Here is a 19103-nt window from a genome sequence, read left to right as displayed (position 1 = left end):
GGATTACTCTGCGTCGGCGGCGGGGGCCTCAGCGGCCTCCGCGTCGGCGGCGGGGGCCTCAGCGGGGGTCTCCGCCTTCTTCTCCACCTTCGGCTTCACGACGGACTTCTTGGAAGCGTCGATCTCGAACGGAGCCTTGGGCTCGGCGACCTTGAGGGTGGACTTCGCGTCCTTGTCGCCCTTGAACTTGCCCCAGTCGCCCGTGATCTTGAGGATGGCGGCGACCTGCTCGGTCGGCTGCGCGCCGACGGAGAGCCAGTACTGCGCCCGCTCGGAGTCGACCTCGATGAAGGAAGGCTCTTCGGTGGGGTGGTACTTGCCGATCTCCTCGATGACGCGACCATCGCGCTTGGTCTTCGAGTCGGCGACGACGATGCGGTAGTAAGGCGCGCGGATCTTGCCCAGGCGCTTGAGACGAATCTTGACAGCCACGATTCTCCTGAATTGTGTGGAAGGAAACGAACTGATCGCCTGGAGCGTGGGGTGCACACCCGGCGGAAGCTCAAATAGGGAGGACGACTGCTGGATAGAGGGTCGAGCAGGTCGTCCGACCTTCTATTCTGCCAGATGGCCGCTCTCCGCGCGAAACGCGGCGCAATGAGGATCGTCGTGTCGTGTTCGCCGCATGTCAGACTGTGCTCGTGAAACTCGATTTCGCCGCTTCGGCCCGCTCCACCGTCGGCCTCGAATGGGAGATCATGCTCGCGGATCCCGCGACCGGTGATCTCGTCGGCCGCGCCCCCGAACTGCTCGCCGCTCTGGAAGCGGAGAGCGAAGATGAGCGTCACACCGTGACGGGTGAGCTGCTGACGAACACGATCGAGGTCACCAGTGGCATCGGGGACTCGGTCGCCCATGCCGTCGACGACATCGCCAATGCGATCACCGCCGTCCGCTCGGCCACGGACCCGTCCGGAATCGAGCTGCTCTCCGCCGGCAGCCATCCGTTCGCGCAGTGGTACGACCAGGAAGTCACCGACAAGACCCGGTACCACACGCTGATCGAACGCACCCAGTGGTGGGGGCGCAACATGATGATCTGGGGCATCCATGTGCACATCGGCGTCGAAGATCAGCGCAAGGTCTTCCCCATCATCAACGCCCTCTCCGGGTTTCTTCCCCATCTTCAGGCCCTCGCCGCATCCAGCCCATTCTGGGCGGGTGAGCGCACCGGGTATGCCTCGAACCGCGCGTTGGTGTTCCAGCAGTTGCCCACCGCCGGTCTGCCGTGGCCGCTGCGGGACTGGTCTCAGTACGAGTCGTACCTCGAGGACATGGTGCGGACAGGGGTCATGGCCGATGCGACGGAGGTGCGCTGGGACATCCGTCCGGCGCCCCGGTGGGGCACGATCGAGGTGCGCGCATGCGACGGCCTCTCCACACTTCCCGAGCTCGCCTCGGTCGCGGCCCTGACACAAGTACTGGTCGAGCACTTCTCGCGCCAGCTGGACGACGGCCGCACCCTCCCCGAGATGCCCGCGTGGTTCCACCGCGAGAACAAGTGGCGTGCAGCGCGATACGGACTGGACGCTCGAGTGATCATCGACGCCGAAGGGACGCAGCGCCCGGTCCGCGAGCACCTCGCCGAGACCCTCGAAGGTCTCGCCCCGGTCGCGCTCGAGCTCGGCTGCCTTCAGGAGTTCAGCAGCATCGCCACCACCCTGGAGAAGGGCGCGAGCTACGAGCGCCAGCTCACGATCGCCAACGCGACCGGCGGAGATCTCACCGCCGTGGTGCAGCATCTCATCCGCGAGTTCCGCTCCGGGCCGGAGTCGTCGACCGAGGACCTCTGAGCCTCAGTCCTCGACGAGACGGCGCGCGAGTCCCTCGTCGAGGACGACATCGGTGATGAGCTCCGCGGCTATCGCCGCTCGCAGACTCACCAGCTTCGGTATCCCGGAGACAACGCACACGCGGCGGGGCACCCGACGTAGGCGATCCAGCCCTGGCCCCGTGGCTCTCGCGTTGACGCGGATATCGCGCCAGGAGCCATCCGCCCGGAAGAACACGGTGGCGACGTCGCCGATGGCGTGGTCCTCACGCAGGCTGCGGTAGTCGTCCCTGCCGAGATACCCACCCACGTACACGCGGCTCGGCACCTCGGCGGCCGGCGACCCCAGGCTGAAGACGGCGATGTCCATCTTCGCCTGCAGATCGAGCACCCTTCGCGTACTCCGCTCCCGCCACATCGCCTCGCGCGTCGCCGGGTCGTCGAAGAACGCGGGCACCGGGAACTGCTGCACCTGCGCCCCGAAGGCGCTGCCGAAGCGCTGCAGGATGTCGCTGGAGTACTCGACGCCGCTGGTCTGGGTGTTGCCTGCACCGTTGAGCTGCACGAACGTCGTGTTGTGCGTCTCCTTCTGGGTGAGCTCGCGGCTGACCGCGCTGATCGTCGAGCCCCAGGCGACGCCGATGATCATGTTGGAGTCGACGAACTGCGACATGAGCCGGCCCGCAGTGAGCGCGACCCTCTCCAAGCGCTCCACCTCGCTGACGATCTCCGGCATCGGCACAACATGCGCGGCGACCCGATGCCGATCACGGATCCGCTGCTCGAGCATGCCCAGGCGCTCCAGTGGCGAATTGATCCGAATGTCGACGAGGCCGCTCTCCCGCGCGAAGCTCAGCAGCCGCGAGACCGATGATCGAGAGGTGCGCAGCTCTTGTGCGATGACCTCCATCGTCTTGTCCTGCATGTAGTAGAGCTGCGCGGCGGTGAGCGCCGCGATCAGCTTCGCGTCGCGGGATTGCGCGCCCGAACCAGCCATGATGTTCCTCCTGCCCTCGATCCTTGCACATATGTGCAGTGGGCTTGCGCCCCATGGTCGCCGAGGTCGATGCTGGTGGCAAGCAAGGAAGAGAGTTCGAGGATGATCGAATCGACACACTCCTCAGCAGAGCGCGCTGAGGTCCGCACAGTCCGCGAATCGGGACGCACGAGCGTCCTCGTCATCGGCGGTGGGATCAACGGAATCTCCGCATTCCGCGACCTGGCACTTCAAGGCGTCGACGTCGTGCTCGTCGAACGTGGCGACTTCGCTTCGGGCGCATCGGCCGCGTCGAGCCACATGATCCACGGCGGAATCCGGTACCTGGAGAACGGCGAGTTCCGACTCGTCCGCGAATCGGTTCAGGAGCGTAACGGCCTCCTCAAGATCGCTCCTCACTACGTCAAACCTCTCCAGACGACGATCCCGATCTACTCGACGTTCTCGGGCATCCTGTCCGCTCCCCTGCGCTTCCTCAGCCACCGCAGCGGCAAGCCGCAGGAGCGCGGAGCCTTCCTGATCAAGATCGGTCTCACGATCTACGACACGTTCTCGCGCGACGGGGGAACCGTCCCTCGTCACCGATTCCTCGGGCGCAAGCGTGCACTGGCCGAATTGCCGTCGCTCGATCCGAACATCAAGTACACGGCGACCTACTACGACGCGTCGATGCACGACCCCGAGCGTCTCGCGCTCGACGTGCTGCAGGACGGCCTCGCCGCACACCCCGGGGCGCAGGCACTCAACTATGTTGAGGCCATCGCCCGCGACGGCGATCGAGTGGTGCTCCGTGATCGGGAGAGCGGCACCGAATTCTCGGTGCAGGCAGACGTCGTCGTCAACGCCTCGGGCCCATGGACCGATCTGACGAACGAGGCTCTCGGCACCGACACCCGGTACATGGGGGGAACCAAGGGTTCACACATCGTGCTCGACCACCCCGATCTGCTGGAGGCGACTCAGGGCCGAGAGATCTTCTTCGAGCACTCCGACGGCCGTATCGTCCTCATCTACCCGCTCAAGGGTCGGGTGTTGGTCGGCACGACCGACATCGATGCCGATCCGAGTGAAGTCGCGGTATGCACCGAAGAAGAGGTCGACTACTTCTTCGATCTGATCCATCACGTGTTCCCGCAGATCCCGGTCTCGCGCGATCAGATCGTGTTCAAGTTCTCCGGCGTCCGCCCCCTGCCCCGTCATGAGGACACCGCTCCCGGGTTCGTGTCCCGCGACTACCGCATCGAGGTCGACCGCCAGGGCGCTGTGCCGCTGGTGAGCCTCGTCGGTGGCAAGTGGACGACCTTCCGAGCTCTCGGCGAGTCGCTGTCCGACGTCGCCCTCGGACTCATCGATCGCACCCGGACCGTCTCGACGAGCGGACGCGCCATCGGTGGCGGCCGCGACTTCCCGCGCACCGAGAAGGCCAAGCGCATCTGGATCGAGGAGAACCTCGCCGGCGCAGGCGCGCGCGCCACTCAACTGCTCGCGCGCTACGGGACCCGCGCAGCCCAGGTCTGGAAGCACGTCGAGCAGGGGGACGACGTGTCCCTCGCCGGCGGCGACCTGTCGACCCGCGAGCTCGAGTGGATGGTCGAGAACGAGATGGTGACTCGCCTCGAGGACATCGTTCTGCGCCGCACCAGCATCGCCTTCACCGGAAACGCGGATGCCGAGGTGCTCGACGAGATCGCCGACGCGCTGGCGCCGCTACTGGGTTGGGACCGCGCGAGGCAGGATGCTGAGCTCGAGCAGACTCGTGTGCTGCTCAACGAACGCCATGGACTCCACATCTCGTCCCGCACCCGCGGCTGACGAGAACTCCGACCGCCGCCCTCCTCGCGGCGAACTTCCCCTCACGTGTCAGGGCAGAGGGGCCCTGACACAGAAGAAAGGTCAATGAAGACATGGCTGATGTAAATCTCGGTCTATATTTCCTCTCGGAGCTCGTCGGCACGGCAATGCTCGTGCTCCTCGGTTGCGGTGTGGTCGCCAACGTCGCCCTGGCGAAGAACAAGGGCTTCGGCGGTGGATTCCTGATGGTCAACTGGGGATGGGGCCTGGCGGTGTTCGCCGGTGTGCTCGTCTCTGCCTACTCCGGTGCCATCCTGAACCCCGCCGTCGGCATCGGTCTGCTCGTGGCCGAAACGATCACCTTCACGATGTTCCTCGTCGCGACCGGCGCAGAACTGCTCGGAGCGATCATCGGCGCGATCGTCGTGTGGGTCGCGTACAAGCAGCACTTCGACGAGGAGCCCGATCCCGCCAACAAGCTCGGCGTCTTCTCCACCGGGCCTGCGATCCGCTCCTACGGGTGGAACTTCGCCACGGAGGTCATCGGGACCTTCGTGCTGGTCTTCGTCATCCTGGGTTTCGCCGACTACGGCGACATCGAGGTGGGCACGCCTGGAGGCCTCGGTCCGCTCACCGCCCTTCCTGTCGCGCTCCTCGTCGTCGGTATCGGCGCATCGCTCGGTGGACCCACCGGCTACGCGATCAACCCAGCGCGTGACCTCGGACCCCGCATCGCCCACGCGATCCTGCCGATCAAGGGGAAGGGTTCGAGCGACTGGTCGTACTCCTGGGTGCCGGTCGCCGGTCCCCTCGTGGGTGGCGTACTCGCCGCGCTCGCAGCATCCGTCCTGCTGCACCTCGCCTGACACCCATTGAATTCGAAGGAGAACAACCATGGCTGACTACATCATCGCCATCGACCAGGGAACCACCTCTAGCCGCGCGATCATCTTCGACAAGAAGGGCAGCATCGTCGCGTCCGGCCAGAAGGAGCACGAGCAGATCCTGCCGAAGGCAGGCTGGGTGGAGCACGATGCGTCCGAGATCTGGCGCAACGTCCAAGAGGTCATCGGCCTCGCGCTGAGCCGGGCAGATCTCACGCGTCACGACATCGCCGCTGTCGGCATCACCAACCAGCGCGAGACCGCTGTGGTGTGGGACAGGACCACCGGCAAGCCGGTCTACAACGCCATCGTCTGGCAGGACACCCGCACACAGGAGATCGTGGACCGCCTGTCGGCAGACGGCGGAGGCGACCGCTTCAAGGACGTCGTCGGCCTGCCGTTGGCGACGTACTTCTCCGGCACCAAGATCACGTGGATCCTCGAGAATGTCGAGGGTGCCCGCGAGAAGGCGGAGGCGGGCGACCTGGCGTTCGGAACCACCGACAGCTGGGTGCTGTGGAACCTCACCGGCGGTATCGACGGCGGCGTGCACGCGACCGATGTCACGAACGCGTCCCGCACGATGTTCATGGATCTCGAGACGCTGGAATGGCGCGACGACATCCTCGAGGCGTTCGGCGTGCCGCGTTCGATGATGCCGGAGATCCGCTCCTCCTCCGAGGTCTACGGTTCAGCCGAGAGCTCCTCGCTGCTGCGCGAGACACCGATCGCAGGCATCCTGGGCGACCAGCAGGCCGCGACGTTCGGTCAGGCGGCATTCCAGACCGGCGAGAGCAAGAACACCTACGGCACGGGTTGCTTCCTGATCTTCAACACGGGGGAAGAGATCGTCCGCTCGAAGAACGGGCTGCTCACCACCGTCGGCTACAAGCTCGGCGACGGCCCGACGCATTACGCGCTCGAGGGTTCCATCGCGGTCACCGGCTCGCTGATCCAGTGGCTGCGCGATCAGTTGGGGATCATCTCCTCGGCGCCCGAGGTCGAGAAGCTCGCCGAGCAGGTCGACGACAACGGCGGCGTGTACATCGTCCCCGCGTTCTCCGGTCTGTTCGCGCCGTACTGGCGTCCGGATGCTCGGGGCGCGATCGTCGGGCTCACCCGATACGCGAACAAGAACCACATCGCTCGCGCTGCTCTCGAGGCCGTGGCCTTCCAGACGCGCGATGTGCTCGACGCGGTCAACGCCGACGCGGGTGTCGATCTCACCGAGCTGAAGGTCGACGGTGGAATGGTCGCGAACGACGCCCTCATGCAGTTCCAGGCAGACGTCCTCGGAGTTCCGGTCGTTCGCCCTGTGGTCGCCGAGACCACCGCTCTGGGAGCCGCGTACGCCGCCGGCCTGGCCGTCGGTTTCTGGAACGGACTCGACGAGCTCTCGGCCAACTGGCAGGAGGATCGCCGCTGGGAGCCGTCGATGGACGCGGCCGAGCGCGACCGTCAGCTGCGTCTGTGGCGCAAGGCTGTCACCAAGTCGATGGACTGGGTCGACGAGGACGTGAAGTAACCGCACGGCATCGGGAAGCGGGCTCGGAGTCTCACTCCGGGCCCGCTTCTTCATGTGTCGGCGCGGTCGCCGCGATCACGGCCAGGAAGGCCTTGGCGGCACTGCGCGGCGAAGAGGCGTCCCACGCCACGTGCTCGGTGCGGACAGGCCCGTCTCGCACCTTCACGGCGACGACGTGGCCGGCTGATCGCGCGACCATGCCGGGTGCCAGGAGCGTGACCGCCAGGCCTGCGGCGACGAGGTCGAGGAGGAGCGGGACGGAATCCGCTTCGAACGAGACGTCGCGTTCCAGGCCGGCCGCCGCGAAGGCCGCATCACTCTGCGCGCGGCCGGATGTCTCCGCCGGAAAGTCGGCGAACGTCAGACCCGCGAGCTCGCGCAGACTCACGGACGCCGCCGCAGCCAACGCGTGGCCCTCCGGGACGATGGCCACCAGACGATCGGACGACAGCGCGCGCGAGGCGACTCCGACGGGTTCGATGCCCTCGCGCAGACCGAGGAGCGCGACATCGAGATCGCCGCGGCGAATGGCTCCGGTCAGCGCGTCGCTGTTTCCCACACGCAGTTCCACCCGAGCCGACGGATGCTGTGCGTGGAATTCGGTGAGCAGAGCCGGCACGTCCAGTGCGGTCACGGTCGGTATCACCCCGAGCCGGAGCGTGCCGACGACCGTGCCGCCGGCGGCGGCCGCATTCTCCTTCGCGCGCTCCGCCGCCTGGACCGCCGTACGCGCCTGAGCGACGAACGCCTCGCCCGCTTCGGTCAGCCGCACAGCGCGACTCGATCGCACGAACAGTCGATGACCGATCTCGCGCTCGAGCGCGGCGATCTGATGGCTCAACGCCGACTGAGTCACGAAACAGCGCTCAGCCGCCCGCGTGAAGTTCGACGTGCGGGCCACCTCGACCACGTATCGCAGTTGTTGGAGTTCCATGGGGTCATGATTGCGCTTCATGCTTGGAATGACAAGCATGCGTTGGATTCATGGCTACGCCGAGAGCACGCTGATCATATGGAACGACTGGCCACCATCTTGCTCACGGCCCTCGCCCCGATCGCATGGGGAACGACATACCTTGTGACGACGGAGATGCTCCCCCCTGGGCATCCGTTGTTCGCAGGGCTGGTTCGCGCACTCCCGGCGGGACTGCTTGCCGTCGTGATCGGCGGACGACTGCCTCGCGGAACCTGGTGGTGGAGGATCCTCGTCCTCGGCGCCCTCAACATCGGTGCATTCTTCCCCCTTCTGTTCCTCGCCGCCGAGCGGCTTCCCGGCGGGGTCGCGGCTGCTGTCGCCGGTGCACAACCGCTCATCGTGCTGATTCTGGGCGCCCTCGTCCTGCGGGAACGGATCCGCCCTCTGAGCGCCGCCGCCGCTGTCGCCGGCGCAGGCGGCGTGGCTCTCGTCGTCCTCGGTCCGGCGGCCCGACTCGATGCGCTGGGCCTCCTCGCCGCCCTGGGGGGCGTCACAGCCACCGGTGTGGGCATGATCCTCACGAAACAGTGGGGTCGTCCCGTAGGCGTCGGCCCCATCGCGTACGCGGGGTGGCAGCTCACCGCCGGCGGAGTCCTGCTGCTGCCGGTGACGCTCACCGTCGAAGGCGTGCCCTCCACGGTGGACGGCGCGGCGATTCTCGGTTACCTCTGGCTGGGGACCGTCGGCGGCATCGTCGCGTACACCCTCTGGTTCCGCGGGATCCAGCGACTACCCGTGATCGCACCAGGGCTTCTCGCGCTGCTCTCGCCCATCGTCGCGACCACCCTCGGAGCGCTCGTCGTGGGCGAGGCCTTCACGCCGACGCAGTCGATCGGGTTCGGCATCGCGGTGACCGCACTCGTGCTGGGGCAGATCGTCGCCCGGCCCGAGCGCAGGATGACAACGGTGCCCACTCGCGCCGTCGGCACCGACGCCGACCTTGCGGCGGCGAGCAGAACTCAGTTCTTGCCGAAGAGCTTCTGAATCTCGGCGAGCTCGGCCTCGCTCGGGCTCTTGCCTGCGGCGTTCCCCAGACCGAAGCCGGATCCGGTGGGCGTGGCCGCCGCCGCGAGACCTGCGTTCTCCGCCGCGCGTTTCGCCGGGTTGCCCGAGCGCGAGGCGCCGGAAGACGTCTTGCCCTTCTTCCCTCGCTTGGATGAGGCTCCCGTGCGACCCATCCCGGGGACAGGCCCCATGCCGGGGATGTTCGGCGTGCCGCCGCGGGCGACGGTCTTCATCATCTTCGCGGCCTGCTCGAAGCGCTGCACGAGCTGATTGACGTCGGTGACGGTCATGCCGGAGCCACGGGCGATGCGCAGACGCCGGGAGCCGTTGAGCACCTTGGGGTTCCGGCGCTCCCCCGGGGTCATCGAGCGGATGATCGCCTCGGTGCGGTCGATCTCGCGCTCGTCGAAATCGTCGAGCTGCTGCTTCATCTGACCCATACCCGGGAGCATCCCGAGCATCTTCTTCATCGAGCCCATCTTCTTCATCTGCTGAAGCTGGTCGAGGAAGTCTTCGAGCGTGAACGCCTCTGTGGCGAGCTTCTCAGCCATCTTCGTGGCCTCTTCCTCATCGAAGGCCTGCTGGGCCTGCTCGATGAGGGTGAGGATGTCGCCGAGGTCGAGGATGCGGCTCGCCATGCGGTCGGGGTAGAAGGGCTCGAGGTCTTCCAGACGTTCGCCGGTCGAGGCGAAGATGATCGGACGCCCGGTGACCGATGCCACCGACAGCGCCGCTCCACCGCGCGCGTCACCGTCGAGCTTCGACAGCACCACGCCGGTGAAGTCGACGCCTTCCTGGAAGGCCTTGGCAGTGTTGACGGCGTCCTGACCGATCATGGCGTCGATGACGAACAGGACCTCGTCGGGGTTCACGGCCTTGCGGATGTCAGCGGCCTGCTTCATGAGCTCGGCGTCCACACCGAGGCGACCTGCGGTGTCGATGATCACGACGTCGTGCTGCTGACGACGCGCGTGCTCGACACCGTCGCGGGAGACCTTGACCGGGTCGCCGACGCCGTTACCCGGCTCCGGTGCGTAGACGGTGGCACCCGCCTGCTCGGCGACGACCTGGAGTTGGTTCACGGCATTCGGGCGCTGGAGGTCGGCTGCGACGAGCAGTGGCGTGTGCCCCTCCCCCTCGAGCTGCTTCGCGAGCTTGCCCGCGAAGGTCGTCTTTCCGGATCCCTGCAGACCCGCGAGCATGATCACCGTGGGAGCCGTCTTGGCGAACTGCAGTCGTCGCTGCTCTCCGCCGAGGATCTGCACCAGTTCCTCGTTGACGATCTGCACCACCTGCTGGGCGGGGTTCAGCGCCTTGCTCACCTCGTCGCCGAGCGCGCGTTCACGCACCTTGGCAGTGAAATCCTTGACGACCACGAGTGCGACGTCGGCGTCGAGGAGCGCGCGTCGGATCTCGCGCACGGTGCCGTCGACGTCGGCCGCGGTGAGCTTTCCCTTCGTGCGAAGGTTGCGGAAGGTCTCGGTGAGCCGATCGGAGAGCGTGCCAAAGGTAGCCATGGTGCTGATAATTCTACGCGAGCGGAACCTCGACGCTCAGCGCGGCGCGGAGCTCGTTCTTCGCACGCTGGTACCGACCGCGCGCCGTCGACGCGGGGATGCCGAGCAGCTCGGCGGCGTCGGTCAGCGGGAAGCCATCCCAATGGACGAGGCGGATCAGCTCGGCGAGCTCTTCCGGAAGCCGCTCGATCGCATCCCTGACCTCCGCACCGGCATCCGATGGCGCAGCTGCGGCCTCCGGCCCGGCGTTCAGGCGGATGCGATCGGCCAGAGCCCAGCGACGGCGTTCACCCCGGGCGTGATTCTGGAGCGTGCCGCGCGCGATGCCGAACAGCCACATCCGCGCACGCTCGGGGTCGACCGGCAGCTCATCGACCCGACGCCAGGCGACGACCATCGTCTCGCCGAGCAGATCCGGGGCTGCATCCGCCCCCGCACGCCGTGCGAGATAGGTGAGCAGATCGGCGCTGTCCCGTTGGAGGGCCCGCGTGAGGGATTCGTCCGGTCTCACTCCACACCACCCTCGCCGCCCCAGTCCTCGCCGTCGCAGTGAACCTGGCTGTGCGACTCCGCCCCGTCCAGCGTCCCGGGGCCGTAGCCGTGTTCCGCCAACTCGTTGTGCAGCGCTTCGCTCAGAGCCTGTTCGTGAGCGGTCCAGGCGTTCAGGTCCGGGGTCCTGGGGTCCTCGTCGCCGGCCGCGTCCTGCGCCTGCGGGTTCTCCAGCGTCTCCAGGTACTTGCTGACCAAGGGCGCCGCAGCGCCTTCCACATCGGTGGTCTCGAACCACTCGTCGACGATCCGCGTGACCGGAGCCTGGTCGAGCGGATTCCGCGTGGTGATCGTGCTGAAGCGGATCTCGCACTCGCCCCAGGTGGGCGAGGTGTAGTGATAGCTGCGGTCGGGACTTTCCAGGCCATCCCCCCAGAGCCAGTCCGATGTCGCCGCCGCCACGCCCGCACCCCCGGCGAAGAGGAGCACGAGTGCCCCGCTCAGCATGACCGCCCGGCGCTTGCGTCCAGGCCTCGGCACATGCCGCAGCGGCGCATCGACGGTCGCTGCCGCCGCGGCCGCCGCGATCATGGCGCGCGCATCGTGGTCGTCCAGCCCGCGTGCGGCCGGCGCCGAAGCGTTCAGCAGGTCGTCCAACTGGTCTCTGGTCATGAGTCCTCCTCGGAAGTGGGTTCACTCATGACGTGTCCGGCATCCGCCGTTTCGTCCGCGGAGCGCTCAGATCACCCAGGGAAGATCGTGGATCGTGCCGAGCGCGTCGAGCAGTACGGCTTCCGGGGTTCCTCGGCCGGCGCCGTGCTCGGCCCACACCCGCAACGATGACAGCACGGCCGCGGCGTACGCCGCCCCGAGGATGTCGGCGCGGACGACATCCACGCCCGACGCCCGCGCAGCTCCGGCGATCGCGGCCGAGAGACGCGCCATGCGCAGGCCCGTGTCCCGGACGAGCTCTTTCTGCAGCCCCATCGCCGAGGCGTTGCGCAGTGCGAGCGCCAGGGGGTCCGGTGCGAAGTCCCGGACCACGACCAGCAGGATGCCGCGCACGCTGTCTCCGGTCGCGTCTGTCGCCAGGCCTGCCAAAGCGGTGATCGCTTCGCTGATCCGTTCATCGACACCGGACCAGAGCACGTCGCTCTTGGAGGTGAAGTAGTTGAAGAAGCTCGATCGACTGACGCCGGCGCGCTGTGTGATGTCGGCGACCGACGTCGCGTCGTATCCGCGCTCGAGGAAGAGTTCGCACGCCGCTTCAGCCAGCGTCTCTCGGGAGGACGCCTTCGGGCGACCTGCACGTCCAGGAGAACTCATCCCCTCACGCTACCGCTCGACGAGCGAGATCGACCCGTCACGGACGGCGGGGGCGTATTGTTAGACGCGATCCAACTACTGGCGAAGACGGGAACGATCATGCTGGACATCCTCACGCCCGGATACTCCCCGAGTCTCGTGCCGTACGGCGATGGCTGGGACCTGCAGCGCCGCGTGCACACCGATGTGGTCGACGGCACCCGCCCCGACACCCTCATCCTCCTTGAGCACGAGGCGGTCTACACGGCCGGCAAGCGCACGGAGGCCCATGAGCGCCCGCGCGACGGCACTCCGGTCGTCGACGTCGACCGCGGAGGCAAGATCACCTGGCATGGTCCGGGCCAACTCGTCGGCTACCCGATCGTGCGGTTGCCTGAGCCGATGGACGTCGTGGCGCACGTCCGGCGCCTCGAACGATTGTTGATAGGGCTGCTGCGGCCCTTCGGCGTCGACGGCTATCAAGTGGACGGTCGCAGCGGCGTCTGGGTACGTCGGCCACTCTCCGAGGACAAGGTGGCTGCCATCGGGGTGCGCGTCCAGCAGGGCGTGACCATGCACGGTTTCGCCATCAACTGCGACAACTCGCTCGCGGGGTTCCGCACCATCGTGCCCTGCGGGATCACCGATGCCGGTGTGACCACCGTCAGCGAGGTCGTCGGGCGGTCCGTTCGGCCCGTCGACATCGCGCCCTCCGTGGTCGCCGCCTTCACCACCGAGTACGCCATCGAACCGACAGGAGCACGAGCATGACCGCCGCACCCGAGGGCCGCAAGCTCCTCCGTCTCGAGATCCGCAACGCCGAGACCCCCATCGAACGGAAGCCCGAGTGGATCAAGACGAAAGCGCGGATGGGACCGGAGTACACGGCGCTGCACTCCCTCGTGAAGAGCGAAGATCTGCACACGGTGTGCCAAGAAGCCGGTTGTCCGAACATCTTCGAATGCTGGGAGGATCGTGAAGCGACATTCCTGATCGGTGGTTCGCAGTGCACCCGACGCTGCGACTTCTGCCAGATCGACACCGGAAAACCCGCCGACTACGACACCGACGAGCCGCGACGTGTCGCCGAGAGCGTCGCGCGGATGAACCTCCGATACGCGACGGTGACGAGTGTGGCACGCGACGATCTCCCCGACACGGGAGCCTGGTTGAACGCGGAAACAGTCCGCAAGATCCATGAACTCAATTCGAACACGGGGGTCGAGCTGTTGGCGAACGAGCACAATGCCGACCCCGCCTTCCTCGGCCAGATCTTCGACGCTCGGCCTGAGGTCTTCGCACACAACATCGAGACGGTCCCGCGCATCTTCAAACGGATCCGTCCCGCCTTCCGATACGAGCGCTCGCTCGACGTGCTCACGCAGGGGCGGAATGCGGGACTCATCACCAAGTCCAATCTCATCCTCGGCATGGGCGAGGAACCGGAGGAGGTGGTCCAGGCTCTCGAGGATCTGCACCAGGCCGGCTGCGACATCATCACGATCACGCAGTACCTCCGCCCCACTCCCCGACACCTTCCGGTAGCGCGCTGGGTGAAGCCCGCCGAGTTCGTCGAGTTCAAAGAGGAAGCGGAGCGCATCGGTTTCTTGGGGGTTCTCGCCGGCCCACTGGTGCGGTCGTCCTACCGGGCCGGTCGCCTGTGGGCCCAGTCGATGATGTCGAAGGGGCGAGAGATCCCCGCTCGCCTGGCGCACATCGCCGACAGCGCCGACCTCGGCTTCGCCCAGGCCGTCTGATCCGCACGCGCCCCGTCTGAGGCGCCCCTCAGTCGGCGCTCATCACCGACTGCACGCTGCCGTCGGAGCCGAGGTTCACCAGCAGAACCTCGTCCGTCGAACTGTCGTCGAGCGCATATTCGAGCACGGCGAAGGGCTCCGATCCCCCGTGCTCGTCAGCGAGGATCGTCATGCTCATGAGGCGCAACGAGCGGATGATGTCCACCGCGGCATCACCGGAGACGTCGACGAGGACATCCGGCAGATCGTCGCCGTAGGTCTCCTGCTGCTGAAGGATGTACTCCGTCACTTCGCTGGTGCGATCGTCCACCTCGGCGAGCATGCCCCTCCGCGCGGTGTCATCGACGCTCTCCAACCCGGCGATGAGGGATGCCGCGATATCGAGCGCATCCGCGGACACGTCGTCCTGGTCGGGAGCGGTGAGATCCACCGTGACACTCTGATCGCCGAGCTCAACGGTCTCGGACCAGAAGATCGAGCCGTCGGGTCCTGAGGACAGGAGTCCGAAATAGTCGTGTTCGATCGCCATAACGCTATGAAACCAGCCTCGTGCTCACTGCGGTAGTCCCGTCGTCAACTGACGAGAGACTGTACGAAGACGTGCGGCGTGAATCCGGTCAGGTCGTCGATCCCCTCGCCGCGGCCGAGGAGCTTCACCGGGATGCCGGTGCGTTCCTGCACCGCGAGGACGAAGCCGCCTTTCGCGGAGCCGTCGAGCTTGGTCAACACGAGCCCGGTGACCCCCGCGTGCTCGAGGAAGGACTCGGCCTGCATGACGCCGTTCTGCCCCGTGGTGGCGTCGAGCACGAGAAGGACCTCGCTGATCGGGGCCTGCTTCTCGACGACGCGACGGATCTTGCCGAGCTCATCCATGAGCCCGCCCTTGGTGTGGAGCCGGCCGGCAGTGTCGATGATCACGATCTCGATGCCTTCGCGCTTCGCATAGTCGACGGTCTGGAATGCGACGGATGCCGGGTCCTGACCCTCCTGCTGCGGGCGGACGATCGCCGCTCCCCCGCGCTGCGCCCACGTCGCCAACTGGTCGACGGCAGCGGCGCGGAAGGTATCCGCCGCTCCGACCACCACGCTCCGCTGGTAGCCACGGAGGAACTTGGTGAACTTGCCGATGGTGGTCGTCTTCCCCACGCCGTTGACGCCGACGACGAGCACGACCGCTGGACGCTCCGTGAGCTTCAGCGTCGTGTCGAACTTCGCGAAGTGCTCTTCGAGAGTCTCCCGCAGCATTCGCTGCAGATCCTTCGGGTCGGTCGTCCGGAAACGATCGACCTTCTCACGCAGTTCCTCGACGATGCGCTCGCTGATGTCCGGTCCGAAGTCCGCCGTGATGAGCGCGGTCTCCAGATCCTCCCAGGTCGTCTCGTCGATGGTGGGCTTGACGAACATGCCGCGCAGTGCGCGACCAAGAGACCAGGACTTCTCCGCCATGACCCCAGCCTACGGGTCAAGCGAGATGGCAGCGGTCGCCCGCCCTGGGCGCTTCAGCTCGCGGCCGCGCGGTCGCCCACCCGCTGACCGACGACCGCGGAGACACCGTCCTGGCGCATCGAGACGCCGTAGAGCGCGTCGGCGATCTCCATGGTTCGCTTCTGATGGGTGATGATCAGCAACTGCGAACTCTCGCGAAGCTGCTCGAACACACTGAGGAGGCGTCCGAGGTTCGCGTCGTCGAGCGCCGCCTCGACCTCGTCGAGGATGTAGAACGGACTGGGCCGCGCCTTGAAGATAGCCACCAGCAGCGCGACCGCCGCGAGCGAGCGCTCGCCGCCGGACAGCAGGGACAGCCGCTCGATCTTCTTGCCCACGGGGCGCACGGACACTTCGATCCCGGTGGTGAGCATGTTCTCCGGATCGGTGAGCGAGATGCTGCCGACGCCGCCCGGAAACAGCAACGGGAACACCTGGCCGAAGGCCTCCTTGGTGTCTTCGAAGGCACTCGCGAAGATGGTCTGCATCCGCTCATCGAGATCACCGATGATCGTCAGCAGATCCTGTCGGGTCTGCGTGAGATCGGCCAGCTGCTCGGTGAGAAACGCATGTCGTTGCTCGAGGGCCGCGAACTCCTCGAGTGCGAGTGGGTTCACTCGACCGAGCTGTGCGAGTTTTCGCTCGGCGTCGGTCAGACGACGCTGCTGGATGCGGCGATCGAACGGGATGGCCGTGTCGTCGCCCGCATCCGATTCGGCCGCCTGCATCCCGGGATCGCGGGGAACCAGCTGATCCGGACCATATTCCGCGATGAGAATATCTTCGTCGAGAGACAGTTCGGACGACACTCGCTCGAGAAGGCTGTTCAGATGCAGCTTCTTCTCGTGGATCTGCAACTCGAGCCCGTGGACGCTCTCGGTCAGACCGGAAAGCCGTTCCCGCAGCGAAGTCTCCTGCGTGCGGAGCGCTACGAGCTCCTCGTTCTGAGCGGACCGCGCCGCCTCTGCCTCGCCGAGCGCGACCCGCGCCTCGGTGACGGACCGGTCGAGAGAGTCGAGGATGCGTGGCAACTCGGCCGCCACGCCCGACGCCGCATCTCGTTGTGCTCGGCGGATCACGGCACGGCGGGCCGCTTCGGCGGCAGCATCGCGTTCGTGCTCACGTTGGCGCTCGAGGCTCGCGACCCGCGCCTGGGCGGCGCGAACCCGCTCACGCAGCGTCTCGATCTCCAAGCGGGAATGCAGTTCGGCTTCGCGTGCTGCCTCGAGCGCTTCGAGGAGGCCGTCTCTGGCAGATGCATCGAGCACGGGGCGCGGCGCGGCGACCGCCGCGTCCACCTCGGCCTTCGCTGCCTGAGCTTTCGCCTCGGCATCGGAGACCGCAGCCTGAGCCTGGGCCAGCCCTGCTTCCAATCGCTCGCACTCGGCAACCGCAGATTCATGGCGCACGGTGATCCGGTTCACCTGCTCCGCGTGGGTGGCCAGCGCCGCATCGTGCTCGCGCAGCGCCCGAAGCGCGTCCTTGGCGTGCCTGCGGGTCGTCTCGACGGCCTCGTTCGCGTCTTCGCGGGCTTCCCGCAGCGAATCGACGACGACCATGATCTCGGTCAAACGCTCATTGGCGGCGTCACGCTCCGCAGCGAACTCGAGACGCGAGCGCTCGCCGCCGGACCCCGTGCGCAGGGTCTGGGCCGTGACGACATCGCCCCCGATGGTGACGATCGTCGTCATCGAGTCGCCGCCGGGGTTCAGCGCCTCCCACGAGCGTCGCGCGGAACCGAGGTCATCGGCGATCAGGACATGGGAGAGCACTCCGAGAATCCCGCTCGGAGCCGTGACCGTGTCGGCCGCCGGTGTGACCCCTTCGATCGTCGGCAGATGCGTCGCGGGACGCCTCGCATCCGCGACGACGAAGTCGACGATCCCCCGCCTGTTCTCCATCGCCTCCGCGGCCAGCGCGAAGGCATCGGACCCGGTGGCCACGAGGACACCCTCCGCCAGGGGGCCCAGCACGGCGGCGATCGCGGCTTCATATCCCGCTCGCACCTGCACGGCGTCACCCACGAGGCCCAGTACCCCTGCACCCCCGGCCTTCACGATCTCGGCGGCACCGCCGGAGAGTGCCAGAGCACTGCTGAGCGCTGCTGCCTTCGCGGTGAGCGCGTCAGCCTCGCGCTCGGCGGCGTGCAACCGCTCCCGCAACGCCTCACGTTCGGCTTCCGCCGCGGAGGATGCCCGCTGTGCGGCGTCGTACGCCGCGGCATGCTCGGCCGCGGTGCCTTCGGGAGCTTCTGCCTCATCGATCGCTGCGAGAGCCTCTGCTGCCTCGCGCCGGCGTGCGTCGGCCGCCTCGAGAGCATTCTCTTGGCGGAGCACCGCACCGCGCACAGCAGCGAGGGCGGAAGCGGCGGAATCGGCGACTCCACGCAGAGTCGACACGCGCATGTCGTATTCGGAGACCAAGGCGCTCTGCTCCGCGATATCGACGTCGAGCGTGTCGAGCTCGGCCCGGGCATGCACGACATCGCGGCTCGCTGCCGCCGCGGCATCCTGTGCGTCGCCGAGACCGGAGGAGATCACATCGATCTCCTCCTTCGCTTCATCGATGGTGCTCTGGGTCACGGTCACAGCCGTCACGGCGGCGTCTTCTTCTTCCGACCCGAGCAGGGCGAGGCGCTGGTTCGCGAGCGTATAGAGACCACGCATCCGCTCCTGCACCTGCTCCAGACCGAATGCCACACTGCGGGCCTGGTCGACGGCGACGGAATTCTGGTCTTGTTCGAGCCGGGCGATGCCCGCCCGCACCGTCTCCGCCTGGTCGGACAGCACCAGGCGCTCCGTGTGGCGCTCGTGTTCGGTGCGCAGGTGGTCGGCGAGTGCCGTGCGCAATGCGACGACGTCGTCTGCGAAGATCCGTGCTTTGGCGTCACGCACCACGGCGGCGATGGTCTGCGCCTCCCTGGCGATCTCGGCCTGGCGTCCGAGCGGCTTCAGCTGGCGTCGGATCTCGCCCGCCAGGTCACTCAGACGAGTGAGGTTCGCCTCCATGGCGTCGAGTTTTCGGAGAGTCTTCTCCTTGCGGCGTCGGTGCTTGAGGATGCCGGCGGCCTCTTCGATGAAGCCGCGGCGGTCCTCCGGCGACGCCTGCAGGACGGTGTCGAGCCGCCCCTGCCCGACGATGACATGCATCTCACGTCCGAGGCCGGAGTCGCTCAGCAGCTCCTGTACGTCGAGAAGTCGGCAGCTCTCGCCGTTGATGGCATACTCGCTCGAACCGTTGCGGAAGAGCGTGCGGCTGATCGTCACCTCGGCGTATTCGATCGGAAGCGCGCCATCGGCGTTGTCGATGGTGAGTTGGACCTCCGCGCGACCGAGCGGCCCCCGCGTCGAGGTGCCGGCGAAGATGACGTCCTCCATCTTCCCGCCGCGAAGCGTCTTCGCCCCCTGCTCGCCCATCACCCAGGCGAGGGCGTCGACGACATTCGACTTTCCGGAGCCGTTCGGACCCACGATGCACGTGACACCCGGCTCGAAGACGAAACTCGTCGGCTGCGCGAACGATTTGAACCCTTTGAGCGTCAGGCTCTTCAGATGCATGCGGGCACCGCTCGTCCGGGGAGAATCACGCGGCTACGCTACCG

At 66.9% G+C, this 19103-nt stretch carries 17 protein-coding genes; 7 read left to right on the top strand and 10 right to left on the bottom strand.

Going from position 1 to position 19103, the window contains the following annotated elements; translation table 11 throughout:
- Nucleotides 1-3: 3 nt before the first annotated feature.
- Complete coding sequence (gene rpsP, locus D7252_RS13410) at nucleotides 4-432, bottom strand: 30S ribosomal protein S16 (RefSeq protein WP_120775844.1); 429 nt, start codon at nucleotides 430-432, stop codon at nucleotides 4-6.
- A gap of 209 nt (nucleotides 433-641) precedes the next feature.
- On the opposite strand from rpsP, the gene D7252_RS13405 reads away from it, so the two are divergent.
- Nucleotides 642-1793 carry a glutamate--cysteine ligase gene (locus D7252_RS13405; protein ID WP_120776968.1) on the top strand — a complete coding sequence of 384 codons (1152 nt, stop codon included), beginning with the start codon at nucleotides 642-644 and terminating at the stop codon, nucleotides 1791-1793.
- 3 nt (nucleotides 1794-1796) lie between these two features.
- On the opposite strand, the gene D7252_RS13400 is transcribed toward D7252_RS13405, so the two are convergent.
- Nucleotides 1797-2768 carry a sugar-binding transcriptional regulator gene (locus D7252_RS13400; protein WP_120775843.1) on the bottom strand — a complete coding sequence of 324 codons (972 nt, stop codon included), beginning with the start codon at nucleotides 2766-2768 and terminating at the stop codon, nucleotides 1797-1799.
- A 102-nt stretch (nucleotides 2769-2870) separates the two neighbouring features.
- Between D7252_RS13400 and D7252_RS13395 the strand changes: the two genes are divergently transcribed.
- From D7252_RS13395 to glpK, 3 genes are all read left to right on the top strand, one after another.
- Nucleotides 2871-4580: a glycerol-3-phosphate dehydrogenase/oxidase gene (locus D7252_RS13395; protein ID WP_120775842.1), complete on the top strand. Its 1710-nt coding sequence runs from the start codon at nucleotides 2871-2873 to the stop codon at nucleotides 4578-4580.
- Between the two features lie 92 nt (nucleotides 4581-4672).
- Nucleotides 4673-5425, top strand: coding sequence for an MIP/aquaporin family protein (locus D7252_RS13390; protein WP_120775841.1), 753 nt, complete (start codon nucleotides 4673-4675; stop codon nucleotides 5423-5425).
- Between the two features lie 28 nt (nucleotides 5426-5453).
- Complete coding sequence (gene glpK / locus D7252_RS13385) at nucleotides 5454-6968, top strand: glycerol kinase GlpK (RefSeq protein ID WP_120775840.1); 1515 nt, start codon at nucleotides 5454-5456, stop codon at nucleotides 6966-6968.
- A 31-nt stretch (nucleotides 6969-6999) separates the two neighbouring features.
- Here the strand turns inward: glpK and D7252_RS13380 are convergent, their stop codons facing one another.
- A complete protein-coding gene (locus D7252_RS13380; protein WP_120775839.1) occupies nucleotides 7000-7902 on the bottom strand; it encodes a LysR family transcriptional regulator in 903 nt (300 codons plus the stop codon).
- 78 nt (nucleotides 7903-7980) lie between these two features.
- On the opposite strand from D7252_RS13380, the gene D7252_RS13375 reads away from it, so the two are divergent.
- On the top strand, nucleotides 7981-8928 hold the full coding sequence (locus tag D7252_RS13375) for an EamA family transporter (protein WP_120775838.1): 948 nt from the start codon (nucleotides 7981-7983) through the stop codon (nucleotides 8926-8928).
- Here D7252_RS13375 and ffh read toward each other — a convergent pair.
- From ffh to D7252_RS13355, 4 genes are all read right to left on the bottom strand, one after another.
- Nucleotides 8904-10466: a signal recognition particle protein gene (ffh, locus tag D7252_RS13370; protein ID WP_120775837.1), complete on the bottom strand. Its 1563-nt coding sequence runs from the start codon at nucleotides 10464-10466 to the stop codon at nucleotides 8904-8906. The two genes, D7252_RS13375 and ffh, sit on opposite strands and share 25 nt — an antisense overlap.
- Nucleotides 10467-10479: 13 nt before the next feature.
- Nucleotides 10480-10977: an RNA polymerase sigma factor gene (locus D7252_RS13365; protein WP_120775836.1), complete on the bottom strand. Its 498-nt coding sequence runs from the start codon at nucleotides 10975-10977 to the stop codon at nucleotides 10480-10482.
- Nucleotides 10974-11627 carry a hypothetical protein gene (locus D7252_RS13360; protein ID WP_120775835.1) on the bottom strand — a complete coding sequence of 218 codons (654 nt, stop codon included), beginning with the start codon at nucleotides 11625-11627 and terminating at the stop codon, nucleotides 10974-10976. Before D7252_RS13360 ends, D7252_RS13365 begins: the two co-directional genes overlap by 4 nt.
- A 66-nt stretch (nucleotides 11628-11693) precedes the next feature.
- Nucleotides 11694-12281 carry a TetR/AcrR family transcriptional regulator gene (locus D7252_RS13355; protein WP_120775834.1) on the bottom strand — a complete coding sequence of 196 codons (588 nt, stop codon included), beginning with the start codon at nucleotides 12279-12281 and terminating at the stop codon, nucleotides 11694-11696.
- Nucleotides 12282-12380: 99 nt separating this feature from the next.
- Here D7252_RS13355 and lipB point away from each other — a divergent pair, with 99 nt between their 5' ends.
- Both lipB and lipA read left to right on the top strand, forming a co-directional pair.
- Nucleotides 12381-13031 carry a lipoyl(octanoyl) transferase LipB gene (lipB, locus tag D7252_RS13350; RefSeq protein WP_120775833.1) on the top strand — a complete coding sequence of 217 codons (651 nt, stop codon included), beginning with the start codon at nucleotides 12381-12383 and terminating at the stop codon, nucleotides 13029-13031.
- Entirely contained in the window at nucleotides 13028-14017 is a 990-nt protein-coding gene (gene lipA / locus D7252_RS13345; RefSeq protein ID WP_120775832.1) for a lipoyl synthase, read from the top strand. Before lipB ends, lipA begins: the two co-directional genes overlap by 4 nt.
- A gap of 28 nt (nucleotides 14018-14045) precedes the next feature.
- Here the strand turns inward: lipA and D7252_RS13340 are convergent, their stop codons facing one another.
- Genes D7252_RS13340 through smc form a run of 3 tightly spaced genes read right to left on the bottom strand, consistent with a single transcriptional unit; the run spans nucleotide 14046 to nucleotide 19059 of the window.
- Nucleotides 14046-14546 carry a DUF2004 domain-containing protein gene (locus D7252_RS13340; protein WP_120775831.1) on the bottom strand — a complete coding sequence of 167 codons (501 nt, stop codon included), beginning with the start codon at nucleotides 14544-14546 and terminating at the stop codon, nucleotides 14046-14048.
- A gap of 44 nt (nucleotides 14547-14590) precedes the next feature.
- On the bottom strand, nucleotides 14591-15463 hold the full coding sequence (ftsY, locus tag D7252_RS13335; protein WP_120775830.1) for a signal recognition particle-docking protein FtsY: 873 nt from the start codon (nucleotides 15461-15463) through the stop codon (nucleotides 14591-14593).
- 53 nt (nucleotides 15464-15516) lie between these two features.
- Nucleotides 15517-19059, bottom strand: a complete 3543-nt coding sequence (smc, locus tag D7252_RS13330) for a chromosome segregation protein SMC (RefSeq protein ID WP_120775829.1) — start codon at nucleotides 19057-19059, stop codon at nucleotides 15517-15519.
- Nucleotides 19060-19103 lie beyond the last annotated feature (44 nt).

This window comes from Microbacterium sp. CGR2 (assembly GCF_003626735.1).
In the GTDB taxonomy this organism is placed as follows: domain Bacteria; phylum Actinomycetota; class Actinomycetes; order Actinomycetales; family Microbacteriaceae; genus Microbacterium.
The sequence above is the reverse complement of the archived record's forward strand: the minus strand, read 5'-3'. Positions and strand labels throughout refer to the sequence as shown.